The 15,544-nt window shown below is 62.8% G+C and carries 15 protein-coding genes and 1 tRNA gene; 12 read left to right on the top strand and 4 right to left on the bottom strand.

Annotated features, from left to right (window positions below):
• Positions 1 to 44: 44 nt before the first annotated feature.
• Complete coding sequence (locus NKH30_RS12085; RefSeq protein ID WP_352501732.1) at positions 45 to 251, bottom strand: hypothetical protein; 207 nt, start codon at positions 249 to 251, stop codon at positions 45 to 47.
• A gap of 160 nt (positions 252 to 411) precedes the next feature.
• Between NKH30_RS12085 and NKH30_RS12080 the strand changes: the two genes are divergently transcribed.
• Positions 412 to 486: transfer RNA gene (locus tag NKH30_RS12080), tRNA-Thr, on the top strand.
• Between the two features lie 165 nt (positions 487 to 651).
• On the opposite strand, the gene NKH30_RS12075 is transcribed toward NKH30_RS12080, so the two are convergent.
• The 3 genes from NKH30_RS12075 to NKH30_RS12065 form a co-directional block, all read right to left on the bottom strand.
• Positions 652 to 990: a BRA0787 family protein gene (locus tag NKH30_RS12075; protein WP_352995584.1), complete on the bottom strand. Its 339-nt coding sequence runs from the start codon at positions 988 to 990 to the stop codon at positions 652 to 654.
• Positions 991 to 1,057: 67 nt separating this feature from the next.
• Positions 1,058 to 1,285: a hypothetical protein gene (locus NKH30_RS12070; RefSeq protein ID WP_352813653.1), complete on the bottom strand. Its 228-nt coding sequence runs from the start codon at positions 1,283 to 1,285 to the stop codon at positions 1,058 to 1,060.
• Positions 1,286 to 1,580: 295 nt separating this feature from the next.
• Positions 1,581 to 3,383, bottom strand: a complete 1,803-nt coding sequence (locus tag NKH30_RS12065; RefSeq protein ID WP_352813652.1) for a dipeptide ABC transporter ATP-binding protein — start codon at positions 3,381 to 3,383, stop codon at positions 1,581 to 1,583.
• A gap of 191 nt (positions 3,384 to 3,574) precedes the next feature.
• Between NKH30_RS12065 and NKH30_RS12060 the strand changes: the two genes are divergently transcribed.
• From NKH30_RS12060 to NKH30_RS12010, 11 genes are all read left to right on the top strand, one after another.
• Positions 3,575 to 4,933, top strand: a complete 1,359-nt coding sequence (locus NKH30_RS12060) for an LLM class flavin-dependent oxidoreductase (protein ID WP_352813650.1) — start codon at positions 3,575 to 3,577, stop codon at positions 4,931 to 4,933.
• A 14-nt stretch (positions 4,934 to 4,947) separates the two neighbouring features.
• Entirely contained in the window at positions 4,948 to 5,724 is a 777-nt protein-coding gene (locus tag NKH30_RS12055; protein ID WP_352813648.1) for a DUF427 domain-containing protein, read from the top strand.
• A gap of 33 nt (positions 5,725 to 5,757) precedes the next feature.
• Positions 5,758 to 7,395, top strand: a complete 1,638-nt coding sequence (locus tag NKH30_RS12050; RefSeq protein WP_352813646.1) for an ABC transporter substrate-binding protein — start codon at positions 5,758 to 5,760, stop codon at positions 7,393 to 7,395.
• A 7-nt stretch (positions 7,396 to 7,402) separates the two neighbouring features.
• Positions 7,403 to 8,362 (top strand): ABC transporter permease, encoded by a 960-nt coding sequence (locus NKH30_RS12045; protein WP_352453579.1) that lies wholly within the window; start codon positions 7,403 to 7,405, stop codon positions 8,360 to 8,362.
• On the top strand, positions 8,359 to 9,246 hold the full coding sequence (locus NKH30_RS12040; protein WP_352995579.1) for an ABC transporter permease: 888 nt from the start codon (positions 8,359 to 8,361) through the stop codon (positions 9,244 to 9,246). The genes NKH30_RS12045 and NKH30_RS12040 overlap by 4 nt, the downstream gene beginning before the upstream one ends.
• 199 nt (positions 9,247 to 9,445) lie before the next feature.
• The gene (gene msuE / locus NKH30_RS12035) at positions 9,446 to 10,015 is read left to right on the top strand and encodes an FMN reductase (RefSeq protein WP_352813641.1); all 570 of its coding nucleotides are present in this window, start codon (positions 9,446 to 9,448) and stop codon (positions 10,013 to 10,015) included.
• Positions 10,016 to 10,042: 27 nt separating this feature from the next.
• Entirely contained in the window at positions 10,043 to 11,143 is a 1,101-nt protein-coding gene (sfnG, locus tag NKH30_RS12030) for a dimethylsulfone monooxygenase SfnG (RefSeq protein ID WP_023722893.1), read from the top strand.
• 55 nt (positions 11,144 to 11,198) lie between these two features.
• Positions 11,199 to 12,101 (top strand): ABC transporter ATP-binding protein, encoded by a 903-nt coding sequence (locus NKH30_RS12025; protein ID WP_352517943.1) that lies wholly within the window; start codon positions 11,199 to 11,201, stop codon positions 12,099 to 12,101.
• Entirely contained in the window at positions 12,101 to 12,997 is an 897-nt protein-coding gene (locus tag NKH30_RS12020) for a branched-chain amino acid ABC transporter permease (RefSeq protein ID WP_352453924.1), read from the top strand. Before NKH30_RS12025 ends, NKH30_RS12020 begins: the two co-directional genes overlap by 1 nt.
• A 3-nt stretch (positions 12,998 to 13,000) precedes the next feature.
• On the top strand, positions 13,001 to 14,038 hold the full coding sequence (locus tag NKH30_RS12015) for a branched-chain amino acid ABC transporter permease (protein WP_023722896.1): 1,038 nt from the start codon (positions 13,001 to 13,003) through the stop codon (positions 14,036 to 14,038).
• A 49-nt stretch (positions 14,039 to 14,087) separates the two neighbouring features.
• Positions 14,088 to 15,419 (top strand): ABC transporter substrate-binding protein, encoded by a 1,332-nt coding sequence (locus NKH30_RS12010; protein ID WP_352613954.1) that lies wholly within the window; start codon positions 14,088 to 14,090, stop codon positions 15,417 to 15,419.
• Positions 15,420 to 15,544: the final 125 nt, after the last annotated feature.

Raw genomic sequence — 15,544 nt, 5'->3', positions numbered from 1 at the left:
GCCGACTTGGCCAAAGTACCGGCGACCAACATAGCCGATTCGCGTTAATCTTTTTTCATCACCGCTTGCAGCCCCTCCGGCCGCTTGTCGGCGTCGCCGGCTCTTCGTGAGCGCGATTGCGCCTTGCGCTTCTGCAGGTTGGCGCGCAACTGCTCGGCCAGCCGGTCCTTGCGGCCCGTTCCGGCCTTTTTCGCTGAACCATCCTTCTTCGGTGATCCATCCTTGTTCGGAGAAACTGTCTTGCCGTTCATCGTTCTGCCCCCGGCCGGCGACCCGCCGGTGCATATAAAGGGATAGCCAACATTGTGGCACGGCCATGTCCGCAACGATCGCCCGGTGCGGCCTTTCAACCCGTCTTTGTCTTGGCCTTGCGCTTGCCGGTTCGATATGGCAGAAGCCCCGCCATCGGCGGCTGCGGTAGCTCAGTGGTAGAGCACTCCCTTGGTAAGGGAGAGGTCGAGAGTTCAATCCTCTCTCGCAGCACCAGTCTATCCGCACCATGCAGAGCTATGGCCATCGCCGCGCATGACCGACTGAGCAAATAGAGGCTATCAGGGCAGATCGCGACGCATACCGGCTGAATGATACGGAGCCGAGCTGCCTTGTGCCCGGCTCCTCCGGCTTTGACGGGAACCTATGCAGCGTCGCCTGTTAGTTGCCGACGTCGCCGCTCCGGAGCCGCTTCACGCACAAAGCGCGAAGGACCAGAGCGGCATCGGCGTAAGTGATCGCCTTTTCGCCGCCGAAAACCAGTGCATTGCCGACAACCTCTAGGACATCGCCCTCGATGCGCCAAGGAAGAATATCGGTGCAGGTCCGCATGCGGCCGAAGACCGAACTGATCGGCACCATCTGGTCCTCAAATTCCACGTGCGGCTCGTCCGTTCCCGGAATCCAGGTTTGGTAAGCTTCCAAGGCAGCGTCGAAGGCTCCGTGCAAATGAATCGGAGCATGGCCCTCATGCAGTACGGGTAAAAGGCGTGTGGTCATCGGTTTCCTCCTGGATCGCGGCAGCCAGCCAATGCTGCCAGGTAACCCCCGCATTTCGATGATTGGTCTATGGCCGGATGCGACGGGCGCGTACCCAATAGCCGCAAGTGCCGATGCCCCAATAGAAGGCTTCATCCCGTCCTGAGCGGCGAAATTTCGCCTCGGAATCAGAAGCGTCGTCCGCCTGCGCCTGATCCGGCGCATAACGTGAACGCTCCATGGGCGGGAAAAGGGCGCCGATCACGATCCTGATACAGCCCGGAACGGCTTCCAGAAATGTCTGCGTCATCGTCATCTCCTGATCCTGCGAACATGGACGGCGAAAAGTCAGGCACTTGAAGCGGGCAGTATGACCGGCTTCTTAGCAAATGTCTATCAAACTTGTAGACATTGGCTTGTAAGGAGCGAGCCTCAGACGAAATACCATGCGAGCTTGCCTGTGACTACGGTGGATGCCTGATCGCCAAGCTTCCTGCTATCCGCGCCTCGAACGGCCGCAGCTCCCGGTCTCTTGGCACTTTGCGACGGGGATCAGCTCCATCGCGCCTTCCTCGCGAGCGCGACGGATCTTCAGAATGATGATCCGTCCTTCATGAACCTTGGTCGAGCCGCCAACATGCGATCAGGTGCTCGTCGCCAGCTTGGCTGAGGGGCGGTTCGGCTTTCCAGCAATCAGCAACAGCGAGCGAGCAACGGCCGGCGAAGGCGCATCCCTGGCTCGGGCCCGCCGCGATGTCGGCCTGAGAGATGATCTTCGGCGCTGCATCGTCTGAAGACGCCGCCAGCAGCAGTTTCGTATAGGGATGATTGGGTCCGTGAAAAATCTGGTCGGATGAGCCGGTTTCGACCAGGCGGCCGCGGTACAGCACGCCGATCCTGTCGGCCATGTAGCGCACGACCCTGAGATCGTGGCTGATGAACAGATAGGTCGTGTCCTTGTCGCGCTGCAGGTCGTTGAGCAGGTTGAGAACGGTTGCCTGGACGGAAACGTCGAGCGCCGAAGTGGGTTCGTCGAGCACGACGACCTTCGGCACGCCGGCGAAGGCCCGTGCGATGGCCGCCCGTTGCCGCTGGCCGCCGGATAGTGATCGCGACTTCTGCTCGGCTGTGGCGCCGGCAAGGCGAACCGATTGCAGCAAATCGCTGACGCGGGCCTTGATCTCACTGCTGCGCAGGCCGGCGAGCCGGCGCAGCGGGCGGCCGAGTATCCTGCCGATCCGCTTACGCGGATTGAGCGTGCGATCCGGCGACTGGAAAACCATCTGCACATCGCGGCGTTCGCCAATACTTCTCTTCTCGACGCGCGGTGCGACCGTCCTGCCGAACAGCTCGACCGATCCGGCGTCTGGCATCTGTAGGCCGGTGACGATCCTTGCCAGCGTCGACTTGCCGGAACCGGATTCGCCGATCAGCCCGAAGGTCTCGCCGTGGCCGATGTCGAGATCGATATTGCTGAGCACCAGTTGGCTGCCGAACGCATGGCTGATGCCTTTGCAGGCGATCGCGATTCGGCGTTCTTTGCGCCGGCCCGCGTCTTCATTCTGGACCGCCGAGTGCGATGGCAGGCCGTCCGTCTCCGCCAGTCTTCCATTCCGCTTCGTGTAGTTGAGCGCCGGGATCGAGGCGATCAGCGCCTTCGTATAGGCGTGAGAGGGGTTGTCGAAGACGTCGGCGGCGGCGCCGCTTTCGACCACGGTTCCCGACTGCATCACCGCCACCCGGTCGCAGGTGCGGCGGATCATGTTGATGTCGTGGCTGATCAGCAGAATGCTGGTTTTGTGGTCCCTGCGCAGGCCGGAGAGGATAGCGATGATCTCGGACTGGACGCTGGCGTCGAGCGCCGTCGTCGGCTCGTCCAGCACCAGCAGCGACGGGTCGAGCGCAATCGCGATGGCGATGTTGGCGCGCTGCTGCATGCCGCCGGAGAGTTCGTGTGGATAGAGCCCCAGCACCCGCTCCGGATGGCTCACCCGAACGCGCCCGAGCAGTTCGCAAGCCCGCTCGCGCGCCTCGTCATGGCGCACCGGGCGATGCCGCATGATCGTCTCGGTGATCTGGCGGCCGATCGTCATGCTTGGGTTGAGGGCCGCGCCCGGGTGCTGGTAGACGGCGGCGATATGATTTCCCCTGAGTTGGCGCAACTGCTCGGCGGAAAGGTCGCGGATTTCGCGGCCCTGGAACTCCAGCGCTGACGCCGCGATGCGGGCATTCTTCGGCAGATAGCGCAGGATGGCGAGCGCCACCGAGCTTTTCCCCGATCCAGACTCGCCGACAAGGCCGAGTGCTTCGCCTTCGCCTATGCGCAGGGAGACGCCACTGACGGCGGGATGCGATCCATTGCGCCCGTCATAGGCGATGGAAAGCTGGTCGACGTTCAGAACCGAGGAGGACATTGGGAGCTTGAAACCACTTTCTTCCAGCGTCGCGATCGAGGGCAATCGCTTCCACTTTCGCAACGCATTATATCTATAAAGTTACTCGAATTAGGACGGAGCGCAATCTAACTTTCATGGCTCAAGAGCGATTGTCGCCGCTTGCCGAAGCAGTGCGACAATCTCCGGAGCAGATCTGGAAGGAGACCGGCATGGCTCGAGACCACATGATCCTCAGCGCATTTTTCTTCAACCCGCAGGGCGATCATCGGATGTCGTGGCGCCATCCGCGGGCGCCGGGCCGGGAGGTGCTGGACTTCGAGTTCTACCGTGATCTCGTGCAAGCGGCCGAGCGGGCCAGGATCGACACCATCTTCGTCGCCGACCACGTTTCGATCTGGGATTCGGTCAAGAGCGGTGTCGCCCACTACGCCAATGCCCGCCTTGAGCCATTGACGCTGCTGTCGGCACTGGCCGGCGTGACCAAACACATCGGCCTGATCACCACGGTGTCGAGCTCGTACAGCGAGCCCTACAATGTTGCGCGCATGTTCGCCTCGCTCGACCATATCAGCAAGGGCAGGGCGTCGTGGAACGTCGTCACATCGGCCATGGACGAGGAGGCGCGCAATTTCGGCCGCGACGGCAACATCGAACATGCGTTCCGCTATGAGCGCGCGGCCGAATTCCTCGATATCGTCAAGGCGCTTTGGGACAGCTGGGAAGACGAGGCGCTGCTGATCGACAAGGAGACGGGCTATTTCGCCGATCCCGACAAGGTCCACCCCATCGATCACAAGGGCAAGCACTTCAAGGTGCGCGGGCCGCTCAACGTTTCGCGGCCGCCGCAGGGCCACCCGCTGATCGTCCAGGCAGGCTCGTCCGAGGACGGCAAGAACTTCGCCGCCGCCCAGGCCGACGTGCATTTCGCCATCTACAGCACCAGGGAAGACGGCATCAAATACCGGCAGGACATCAACGAGCGCCTCGCCCGCTATGGCAGGCGGCCGGAGAGCTTCAAGATCCTGCCGGGCATTCTGCCGATTGTCGCCGCTTCCGAGGCGGAAGGCCGCGAAAAGCAGGAATACCTCCAGACCCTGTTGCCCGATCAGGTCGGCATCGACCTTCTGTCCAGCTGGAGCGGCATCGATCTCTCCGTCTATCCGCCAGACGGGCCGCTGCCGCCGCTGCCGGACGAGAGCACCTTCAATGGCGGACGGACATCGCTCAACCGGGTCAAGGAATGGTCGAAGCAGAATCTCAGCCTACGCGACATCGCCCGCAAGCTCGCCAACAGCGGTTCGGTGCCGACCGTCGCCGGCACGCCCAAACAGATCGCCGACCAGTTGCAGGACTGGTTCGTTTCAGGCGCCGCCGACGGCTTCAACCTGATGTTCCCGCTGCTGCCCGAGGACTGGGTGAATTTCGCCGAGCAGGTGGTGCCGGAGCTGCAGCGCCGCGGCGTGTTCCCGACCGAATACGCGCCGGGAACGCTGCGTGACCGCTTCGGTCTGGCGCGGCCGGCAAACCGCTTCGCCGAGCAGCGCGACAACGCACGCGCCGTGTCCTGACCGGGAGAACGATCATGACCGTCGCGCCAAGATTGCAGCCTCGCGAAGCCACCGCGCCGCAGCTCGTCAATGTCCTGCACAGTCCCAAGCGTGTGCGCGTCAAATTCGGCGGCCGCACCATCGCCGACAGCCGCAACGTGCTGGTGCTGCGCTCCAACCATTTCCTGCCGATCTATTTCTTCCCGCCGTCAGCGGTAGATCCGTCGGTGCTGAAGCCCTCGCTGCATCGCGAACCGCATCCAGTCGGTGGCGAGACGGCCTATTGGGATATCGACAGCGGCGACAGGCGCAGTGCCAACGCGGCGTGGGCGTTCATCTCGCCGCCGGACGAAGCGCTGGCGTCCCTGGCCGGGCGGATCGCCTTCACCTGGAAGGCCGTCGACCAATGGTTCGAGGAGGACGAAGAGGTCTTCGTCCATGCGCGAGACCCTTATGCGCGCATTGATGTGCTGCAAAGCACGAGCCATGTGCAGGTCTGGTTCGACGGCGAGCCGATCGCCGACAGTCACCGCCCGGTGCTTTTGTTCGAGACCCATCTGCCGACGCGTTTCTATCTACCGGCGGAAGACATCCGGCTGGAGCGGCTGATGGCGTCCGTTACAACGACGCGATGTCCCTACAAGGGCATTGCCTCCTACTGGTCGGGGCTGCTGAGCGACGGAACGGTGCGCCCGGACATCGCCTGGAGCTACCGGGATCCAATCGTCGAAATGCCGAAGATCAAAGGCCTCATCGCCTTCTATCCGCAGGCCGTTGACCGCATCCATCTCGACGGCGAACCCGTCGCATAGATTTTTAATTTTCATTTCAAAGCAGGGTTTAACATGACCAAACGCAGGGATATCGACGCACTTCGCAGCCTGTCGGGGGACATCTGGAATGTCGCCGTCGACGAATATCAGGGCGGCTTTCTCAAGCGCCGCGATCTCCTGAAATACGCCGCACTGCTCGGCCTGACAGGCTTTGCCGCCTCGCAGGGGTTCGGAGCCGCACGCGCCGCGGCCGCCGCCGGCGGCACGGTTCGTGTCGGGCTCGGTCAGCCGACCAAGGCGATCGATCCGGTTTCGGTGACCGATCCGGCCAGCATCGGGGTGATCAGCCAGGTCGGCGAATATCTGATCCTCGACGATCCGAAGGACGGTCTCCAGCCGAAGCTCGCTTTGTCCTGGGAGGCCGACGAGACAGCCAGCCGCTGGACCTTCAAATTGCGGCAAGGGGTGAAATTCCACGATGGCCGCGCGGTCACCGCCAGGGACGTGGTGGCGAGCTTCGAGCGGCTGGTCGATCCCGCCAGCGGCTCGTCGGCGCTCTCAGCCTACAAGGGCATCCTGTCCAAGGGTGGCGCCAAACTGGTCGACGAGCAGACCGTCGCCTTCGATCTCGACGGTCCCAACAGCAACTTTCCCTTCTATGTCTCCTCCGACGTCTATAATGCCGTCATCCTGCCGGCCGACTATGCCGGCGATTTCGAGAAGACTTTCAACGGCACCGGCCCGTTCAAGCTCGAATCCTTCCGTCCCAAGCAAGGCGCCAGCTTCGTGCGCAATCCGGATTACTGGGGCGAGAAGGCACTGCCCGACCGCATCGAGATCAAGTTCTTCGACGACGAGCAGGCGCAGGTGCTGGCGCTGCAGGCCGGCCAGCTCGACGTCATCCCCAGCACGACGCGGTTGGAACTGGCGATCGAGGGCAACCCCAACTTCAAGCTGCTCAGCGTGCAGGCAAGCTCGCATGACCAGGTGCATCTCAGAACCGACCAGGCGCCGTTCACCGACAAGCGCATCCGCCGCGCGCTGGCACTCACCATCGACCGCGAGGCGGTGGTCAAGGGGCTGCTGAAGGGCCGCGCCATCGTCGGCAACGACACCCCGTTCGCGCCGATCTTCCCTTCGGCCGATCCGTCGGTGCCGCAGCGCAAGCACGATATCACGGAAGCCAAGCGGCTGCTTGGCGAGGCTGGCGTGCCGAACGGCTTCGAGGTGACGCTGACCACCGAACGCGCCTATGACATTCCCGACTATGCGGTGATCATCCAGAACTTCGCCAAAAAGATCGGCATCGATGTCAAGCTCAATGTCCTGCCGCAGGACGCCTATTACGGCTCGGCGACCTTCGGCAGCTCGCCTTGGCTGGATTCGGTTCTCGGCATCACCGACTACGGCCATCGCGGCACGCCCGACATCTTCCTCAACGCCACGCTGAAGAGTACGGGAGCCTGGAACGCGGCGCATTTCAACAACCCCGGCTATGATGCGCTGCTGCTCGACTACTCGAAGGCGCGTGACCTCAATGCCCAGCGCCTTGCTGCCGGCAAGATCCAGACGCTTTTGCTTGACGAGACGCCGGCGATCATCAGCTACTTCTCGCAATACAGCCGGATTGTCAGCTCGAAGGTCGAGGGCGTGCGCTTCACCGCAATCTCGCATCTGCTGCTCGATCGCGTTTCCTTCGTCCAGGCATGATCGCGACATGCTGACCGGCCGCATTCTGTCAGCGCGTGTGGGCACTCTTGTCCTCACGCTGTGGCTTGTCAGTGTCCTGGTTTTCTTCGCCGGGCAGGTTTTGCCCGGCGATGTCGGCCGCGTGATGCTCGGGCCGTTTGCCGACGCGCAGGCGGTGGCGGAGCTGAACAAGCGGCTGGGCGCCGACCAGCCAGTTCTCGTCCAGTATTGGCTCTGGTTCAGCAAGGCGGTGTCAGGCGATTTCGGCACCTCGCTTTCGATGCGCGCGCCGGTGGCCCCGTTCGTGCTGGAGAGCCTGAAGCGCTCCGCATCCCTTGCCGGCATTATTTTGGTCTTTCTCATTCCGCTCGGGGTTGGCGGCGGTGTCATCGCCGGTCTCAACGCCGGCCGCCTCATCGACCGGCTGATCGTGATGGCGGGCGTCTCCTTCGGCATCGTGCCGGATTTTGTGTCCGGCCTGATGCTGCTCATCGTTTTCGGCCTGTGGCTGAACTGGTTCCCGATCTCAGGCGTTGCGCCGGATGGCGCGGGCTTCTGGACGCAAGGCTATTATCTGATCCTGCCGGCGCTGCCGCTGGTGCTCAATCTTGCCGGCTACATCGCCCGGATGACGCGGGCCGGCGTGATCGAGGCGATGGCCGCCGACTACACACGCACCGCCGTCCTGAAAGGGCTTGAGCGGCGCGAGATCATCCTTCGGCACGTGCTGCGCAATGCGCTGACCCCGACCATCGCGGTGCTGGCGACGCAGACCGGATACATGCTTGGCGGGCTGGTTGTGATCGAAGCGCTGTTCGGCATCCAGGGACTTGGCAATCTGGTTCTGAACGCGGCCAAGGCGCGAGATTTCCCGATGCTTGAAGCGGGGGTGCTGGTGATGGCGGCAATCTTTGTTCTTTCGGCGGCGGCGGGCGACTTCGTGCTGGCCTTGCTCGATCCGCGGCAACGCCGTCGGACCTCGCCATGACGGATCTGACGGAGTTTCCCGCATCACGGCGCGCCGTGGCCGGTTTTCCGGCGGTGCGCAGGATCGGCAGTGCCTTCTCCGGACTGCCCCCATCGGTCGTGATCGGAACGCTGCTGCTACTGTTCTGGGTCGTATGCGCGGTAGCAGGCAATCTTTTCGCTCCGTATGATCCCTATGCCGAGGATTTTCTGGCGATGCTGACGCCGCCCGATGCCTCGCACTGGTTCGGGACCGATCAGCTCGGCCGCGACGTGCTGTCCCGCATTATCGCCGGATCGCGCGATATCCTGCTGGTTGCGCCGCTGGCGACGCTGGTCGGCGTTGCCGCCGGCAGCATCATCGGCCTGGTGCTCGGCTATTTCGATGGCCTCACCGATGCCATCGGCGCGCGGCTGCTCGATACACTGATGGCGTTTCCATTCATCGTTCTCGTCACCATGACGCTGGTGGCGATCGGGCCGTCGAACCTGACCGTCGTCCTGGTGATCGGCATCGCCTATGCGCCGCTGGTGGCGCGCACCGTCCGCGCCGCCGTGCGCGAGCAGAAGCAGCGCGACTATGTCAGCGCCGCCCGGCTTGGCGGCGAAGGCGCGCTCGCCATCATGTTCCTGGAGATATTGCCCAACATCAGGGAGACCATCCTCATCGAGTTCGTCACTCGGCTGGGCTACGCGTTCTTTTCGATCGCGACGCTGAGTTTTCTGGGCCTCGGCATCCAGCCGCCTTCCGCCGATTGGGGGCTAGCCGTCGCCGACGGCTACGGCTTCCTGACCGACGGTAAATGGTGGGTCGTCGTTTTCAATTCCGGCGCGATCGTTTCACTGGTCATGGCAACGAACCTAATTGCCCAAGGCTTAGGCGCGTTTGAAAATGGTGATGGATGAATGCGAAGCCGTATTGATGGCCTGAGCTTCGGTCTGCTCGCTATACGGACATTGCTACGTCCATTAGCAGAACGGCATTTTTCTCCGCGAGGCCGAAAAATCGGAACGTAGTTCCTTATCTCTATAGATTTTGTCGAATATCGTCTGCCCCGGTTTGGAAATGACCCGATGCGCATGCAGGGTCCGGGAGATTGACGAGTTGGCAAGGCTATCGGTTCTCGGAATATCCGGCGGCGTAAGCACACCATCGCGCACTACCGCGGTGGTCAACGCGCTGGTCAAGGCAGTCGCCTTGCGCGTCCCGGCAGACACCGGCCTGATCGAAATCACCGAGGCGGCGCCTTCGATTTTCGCCGGGCTGTCTCGTCGTGCGCTCGGCGCGTCTGGCGAAGCGATCATCCAGCGTGTCGAGAAGGCCGACCTGCTCGTGGTCGGAACGCCGGTCTATCGGGCGTCCTACACCGGCGCTCTCAAGCACCTGTTCGACCTCGTCGATCATCGTGCACTGACGGGCAAGACCGTGCTTCTCGCGGCAACCGGCGGAAGTCCATACCATGGCCTGGTTCTCGAACATCAGCTCCGGCCATTGTTCGGTTTTTTCGGGGCCGTCACGGTCCCGACCGGCGTCTACGGCGCGCCCGACGATTTCGTCGATGCCAAGATCGTCGGCGCGGCGATTATCGAGCGCATCTCACGGGCCGCTACCGAAGCGATTTCCTTGCTTAATTCCAGTGATGCAAACACTGCCGTCGCCACGCGCGTCGGTTGAAGCCAATCAAAAGGGGAAACGAACGAAATGACCTCGAATTCCGACAACGTGAAATTCGCCTACTGGGTCCCGAACGTCTCGGGCGGCCTGGTCATCTCCAACATCGAGCAGCGGACCGGCTGGGACATCGACTATAACCGCAAGCTCGCCCAGATCGCCGAGGCCAACGGCTTCGACTACGCGCTGAGCCAAATACGCTTCACGGCCGGCTATGGCGCCGACAACCAGCACGAATCGGTATCGTTCAGCCATGCCTTGCTTGCGGCGACCACAACGCTGAAAGTCATCGCGGCGATCCTGCCCGGCCCATGGAATCCAGCGCTGGCGGCCAAGCAGATAGCCACCATCAACCACCTGACCAATGGCCGTGTCGCCGTCAATGTCGTCAGCGGCTGGTTCCGCGGTGAGTTCGCCGCCATCGGCGAGCTGTGGCTCGACCATGACGAGCGCTATCGCCGTTCGGAGGAATTCATCCGTGCGCTGCGCGGCATCTGGACCGAGGACAATTTCACTCTGAAGGGCGACTTCTATCGCTTTACCAACTACTCGATGAAGCCGAAGCCGATCGATCCGCAGCCGGAGATCTTCCAGGGCGGCTCATCACGCGCGGCGCGCGACATGGCTGCGCGGGTTTCCGACTGGTATTTCACCAACGGCAACACGCCGGAAGAGATCAAGAAGCAGGTTGACGACATCAAGACCAAGGCGAAGGCCAATGGCCACAAGGTCAAGATCGGCGTCAACGCCTTTGCCATCGCTCGCGAAACCGAGGCAGAAGCGCGCACCGTGCTCGACGAGATCATCGCCAAGGCCAATCCGGAGGCGGTGCAGGGTTTCGCCGATCAGGTCAAGAATGCCGGCAAGGCGTCGCCGGAAGGCGAGGGTAACTGGGCGAAATCCTCGTTCGAGGATCTTGTCCAATACAATGACGGCTTCCGCAGCAATCTCATCGGCACGCCGGAACAGATTGCCGAACGCATCCTCAAGCTGAAGGATGCCGGCGCGGATCTGATACTGCTCGGCTTCCTGCATTTCCAGGAAGAGGTGGAGTTCTTCGGCAAGCGCGTCATCCCTCTGGTGCGCGAACTGGAAGCGGCGCGCGACAGGGAGCTCGTCGCCGCGGAATAGGACACGCGCGGCCTCCAGGCCGCCGCCCGCACGCCTTCAAAATCAGGGACGTTTCATGATTGGTGCTTCGCTGGGAGCCGCCGCATACGAGCGCGCGCCCGAAATTTCCGGCATTCTTGCTGGTGCTGGTCCCGTCGAGGACACGCGCCCGGCGCGCCTGTCGGCAAAGGCTGATGCGATCCTGGCGCTGGGCGGGATCAGCATTTCCTTTGGTGGCGTCACGGCACTGCGGGATGTCGACCTCGAGGTCAAAAGCCGCGAGATTCGCGCTGTGATCGGTCCCAATGGCGCCGGCAAATCCTCGCTGATCAACATCATCAGCGGCCTCTATCACGCCGATCAGGGCAAGATCGCGATCGATAGCCAGTCCTTCTCCCGGGTGTCGGCAAGCCGTCTGGCACGGCTCGGCGTCGCGCGCACCTTCCAGAACCTGGCACTGTTCGGTGGGCTTTCAGTGCGCGACAACATCGCGTCGGGCCGCGTCCACACTCGGCGCGCCAGCTTCGTCGAACATATCGCCGGTCTACCGCGCGCCCGGCGCGAAGATGCCGCGATCGCTGAAAAGGTCGACCAGACAATCGCCTTCCTGCATCTCGAGGCCGTCGCCGATCGCCTGGTCGCAACGCTGCCCTACGGCCTGCAGAAGCGGGTCGAACTGGCGCGCGCGCTTGTCGCCGAGCCGAAGATCCTGCTGCTCGACGAGCCGATGGCCGGCATGACGGCGACCGAGAAGGCCGAGATGGCCGGTTTCGTGCGCGCAGCGCGCGACCGGCACGACGTCACCATCATCCTCATCGAACACGACATCGGCGTGGTCATGGGGCTCTCCGACCGCGTCGCCGTGCTCGACTACGGCCGCAAGATCGCCGACGGGACACCGGCCGAGGTCAGGGCCAATCCGGCGGTGATCCGGGCCTATATCGGCACCGCCGAAGGCGAAGATGGCGAGGGCATCTGATGAGCTACTATGATTTCCTCTTCGTCATCGAGGTGCTGGTCGGTGGCTTGCTCTCAGGCGTCATGTATTCGCTCGTCGCCATCGGTTTCGTGCTGATCTACAAGACGTCGGGCGTGCTGAACTTCGCGCAAGGGTCGATGGTGCTGTTCGCCGCACTCACCTTTGTCAGCCTTGTCGAACGCGGCATCCCGTTTGCGCTTTCAATGCTCATTACCCTCGCGGTCATGGTTGCGCTGGGCTTCACCATCGAGCGAACTGTGCTGAGGCCGCTGGTCAATCGCTCGCCGATGACGCTGTTCATGGCCACGCTTGGCCTGTCTTACATCATTGAAGGCGCTGCCCAGTTGGTGTGGGGCACGCAGGTGCACGGGCTCGATCTCGGCATCGACGACACGCCGTTCGAGGTCGGCGGTATCCTGATATCGTCGTTCGATCTTCTTGCTGCAGGCATTGCCGCGGCGATGGTCGCCGGCTTGAGCGCATTCTTCTATTGGACCCGCGTCGGCCTAGCGTTTCGCGCCGTCGCAGACGACCAGTTCGCGGCGCTCGCCGTCGGGCTGCGGCTGCCCCGGATCTGGGGAACGGTGTGGACGGCCGCGGGGTTCGTGGCACTGGTCGCGGGGCTCTTGTGGGGCGCGCGCCTCGGCGTCCAGTTCTCGCTGTCGCTGATCGTGCTGAAGGCGCTGCCGGTGCTGGTGCTTGGCGGCTTCGATTCTATCCTCGGCGCCATCGTCGGCGGCCTCATCATCGGCGCCAGCGAGAAGCTCGCCGAGGTCTACCTCGGACCCTTTGTCGGTGGCGGCATCGAAGGCTGGTTCGCCTATGCGCTGGCGCTGGTCGTCCTGCTGGTGCGCCCCTCCGGCCTGTTTGGCCAGAAGACTGTCGAAAGGGTCTGACCGATGGCCGTGCAAGCGCTCGATGCCGCAAGGCTTCCCATCGACTGGCAGAGGTTAGCTCTGCCCGTCGCCCTGATTGCCGTGGCCTACGGCCTGATCCCCGCCTATGCGTCGAGCTATCTCGTCGAGGCGATCCTGCTGCCGTTCCTTGCGCTCAGCCTGGCGGCGGTCGGCCTCAACCTTTTGACCGGCTATTGCGGCCAGCTTTCGCTGGGCTCCTCCGCCTTCATGGCGGTCGGCGCTTTCGCCGCCTACAATTTCAACCTTCGGGTCGAAGGACTGCCGCTGGCTGCGACCATGATCCTGGCCGGGATTTCGGCCGCCGGCATCGGCGTCGTGTTCGGATTGCCGAGCCTGCGCCTGCGCGGCTTCTATCTCGCCGTCTCGACGCTCGCCGCCCAGTTCTTCGTGCAGTGGGCGCTGACCAAGTTCGGCTGGTTCTCCAACGACAACCCTTCCGGGGTGATCTCGGCGCCGCACCTTGCCGTTGCGGGCTTCTCGCTCGACAGGGCGACGGGCCGCTACCTGCTCTCGGTGACCACGGTCATCGTGCTCACGGCGCTCGTCTGGCGCCTGGTCAACAGCGCGACCGGCCGCAATTTCATCGCCGTGCGCGACAACGAGACCGCCGCGCGGGTGATCGGCGTCCCTGTGCTGAAGACCAAGCTGCTCGCGTTCGCCATCTCGTCCTTCATTATCGGCGTCGCCGGGGTGCTGTGGGCCTTCACCTATCTGCGCACGGTCGAGCCGGCCGGCTTCAATCTCGACCGCTCGTTCCAGATCCTGTTCATCATCATCATCGGCGGGCTGGCCTCGATACGCGGCGCCTTTCTGGGAGCGGCGTTCATCGTCATCTTTCCGCTCATCCTGTCGCGGCTTGGCGCCTTCCTGTTTGGCGGACTGTTCGATTCGGGTGTTCTCGACATGAGCCAGCGCATCGTGCTCGGCGCGCTCATCATCATCTTCCTCATCGCGGAACCGAACGGGCTGTCGGCCCTCTTCGACCGCCTGAAACGACGGATCGGCTCAAGGTCCAGCTGAGCGCCGCTCGACATCCTCTCACGGACCACAACCTCAGGAGACGCAATCCATGACCTTCTTCAGTCACCTCAAGAAAGCGGCGATCGCCACGGCCTTCGTCCTCGGCGCGACGGCGGTCCACGCCGACGAGCAGTATTTTCCCCTGCAGAGCTACCGCGTCGGCCCTTATGCCGCCGGCGGCACCGGCTTCTTCGGCGGCTTCATCGACTATCTCAACCTGATCAACATCCGCGACGGCGGCGTCAACGGCGTCAAGCTGACCTGGAGCGAGGGCGAGACGCAGTATGAGGTCGAGAAGGGCGTCGAGGTCTATGAACGATTGAAGAGCAATCCCGGCATCGCCGCCTGGAACCCGCTTTCGGTCGGCATCGCCTATGCCATGATCGACCGCATCACCGATGACAAGGTGCCGCTGATCACCATCAACCACGGCCGCACCGACACCACGGACGGACGCGTGTTCCCTTACGTCTTCCCGCTGCTGCTCAATCCCTACAGCGAGACCTCGGGCATCGTGAACTATATCGCCTCCAAGGAAGGTGGCCTCGACAAGCTCAAGGGCAAGAAGATCGTCGTGCTCTATCACGGCTCGCCCTATGGCAAGGAGACGATTCCGATCTATGAGCTGCTGTCGCAGAAATACGGCTTCGAGCTGTCGCAGATCGAGGTTCCGCATCCAGGCAACGAGCAGCAGGCGCAGTGGCTGACGATCCGTCGCGAGCATCCGGACTATGTGGTGCTGCGCGGCTGGGGCGTGATGAACCCGGTTGCGCTCAAGACCGCGCAGAAGACCGGCTTCCCGGCCGATCACATCGTCGGCAATGTCTGGTCGAATTCGGAAGAGGATGTGATCCCCGCCGGCGATGCCGCCAAGGGCTATACGGCCATCACCACCCAGGCGTCAGGCGAGCAGTATCCGGTAGTCCAGGAGATCGTCAAAACGGTCTACGGCGCCGGCAAAGGCAATCTCGAGGAAAAGAGCCGTATCGGCTCGGTCTACCACAATCTCGGCATCGTCAACGGCATCCTCAATGTCGAGGCGGTCCGCATCGCGCAGGCCAAGTTCGGCAACCGCACGCTCACCGGCGACGAAGTCCGCTGGGGCTTCGAGCATCTCAAGCTCGATCCGGCACGCGTCGAGGCGCTGGGCGCCAAGGACCTGTTCCACTCGATCAACGTCTCCTGGGACAATCACGAAGGTGACGGCTACGTGACCTTCCAGCAGTGGGACGGCAAGAAGTGGAACGTCGTCTCCGACTGGATTGCGCCCGACTGGAAGCTGCTGCGTCCGATCATCGAGAAGTCGTCCGAGGCCTATGCCAGGGAAAAGGGCATCAAGATCCGCACGGCCGAAGACGCCGAAGCAGTGGTCAGCAACTGAAGTCCAACAACTCGCGGCCGGCCCACCGGCCGGCCGCGATTTACAGCCGATTTGGGTGTAAAAGATGTACCGCCCCGGAAAAACGATACAGTGTGGGAGTAGCGTGGCGGGCGGCTAACAACGCC

It is taken from the genome of Mesorhizobium sp. M1273, from assembly GCF_040318195.1.
Classification (GTDB): domain Bacteria; phylum Pseudomonadota; class Alphaproteobacteria; order Rhizobiales; family Rhizobiaceae; genus Mesorhizobium.
Note: the sequence above shows the minus strand (reverse complement) of the source record. Positions and strands in the feature narration are given on the sequence as shown.

Excerpts from the sequence above, each read along its gene's own strand:
- NKH30_RS12040 (WP_352995579.1), top strand. The coding sequence starts at position 8,359 with ATGACGGATCTGACGGAGTTTCCCGCATCACGGCGCGCCGTGGCCGGT.
- NKH30_RS12025 (WP_352517943.1), top strand. The coding sequence starts at position 11,199 with ATGATTGGTGCTTCGCTGGGAGCCGCCGCATACGAGCGCGCGCCCGAA.
- NKH30_RS12015 (WP_023722896.1), top strand. The coding sequence starts at position 13,001 with ATGGCCGTGCAAGCGCTCGATGCCGCAAGGCTTCCCATCGACTGGCAG.
- NKH30_RS12070 (WP_352813653.1), bottom strand. The coding sequence starts at position 1,285 with ATGACGATGACGCAGACATTTCTGGAAGCCGTTCCGGGCTGTATCAGG.
- NKH30_RS12020 (WP_352453924.1), top strand. The coding sequence starts at position 12,101 with ATGAGCTACTATGATTTCCTCTTCGTCATCGAGGTGCTGGTCGGTGGC.
- NKH30_RS12010 (WP_352613954.1), top strand. The coding sequence starts at position 14,088 with ATGACCTTCTTCAGTCACCTCAAGAAAGCGGCGATCGCCACGGCCTTC.
- NKH30_RS12045 (WP_352453579.1), top strand. The coding sequence starts at position 7,403 with ATGCTGACCGGCCGCATTCTGTCAGCGCGTGTGGGCACTCTTGTCCTC.
- NKH30_RS12050 (WP_352813646.1), top strand. The coding sequence starts at position 5,758 with ATGACCAAACGCAGGGATATCGACGCACTTCGCAGCCTGTCGGGGGAC.
- NKH30_RS12065 (WP_352813652.1), bottom strand. The coding sequence starts at position 3,383 with ATGTCCTCCTCGGTTCTGAACGTCGACCAGCTTTCCATCGCCTATGAC.
- NKH30_RS12060 (WP_352813650.1), top strand. The coding sequence starts at position 3,575 with ATGGCTCGAGACCACATGATCCTCAGCGCATTTTTCTTCAACCCGCAG.
- NKH30_RS12055 (WP_352813648.1), top strand. The coding sequence starts at position 4,948 with ATGACCGTCGCGCCAAGATTGCAGCCTCGCGAAGCCACCGCGCCGCAG.
- sfnG (WP_023722893.1), top strand. The coding sequence starts at position 10,043 with ATGACCTCGAATTCCGACAACGTGAAATTCGCCTACTGGGTCCCGAAC.
- NKH30_RS12085 (WP_352501732.1), bottom strand. The coding sequence starts at position 251 with ATGAACGGCAAGACAGTTTCTCCGAACAAGGATGGATCACCGAAGAAG.
- NKH30_RS12075 (WP_352995584.1), bottom strand. The coding sequence starts at position 990 with ATGACCACACGCCTTTTACCCGTACTGCATGAGGGCCATGCTCCGATT.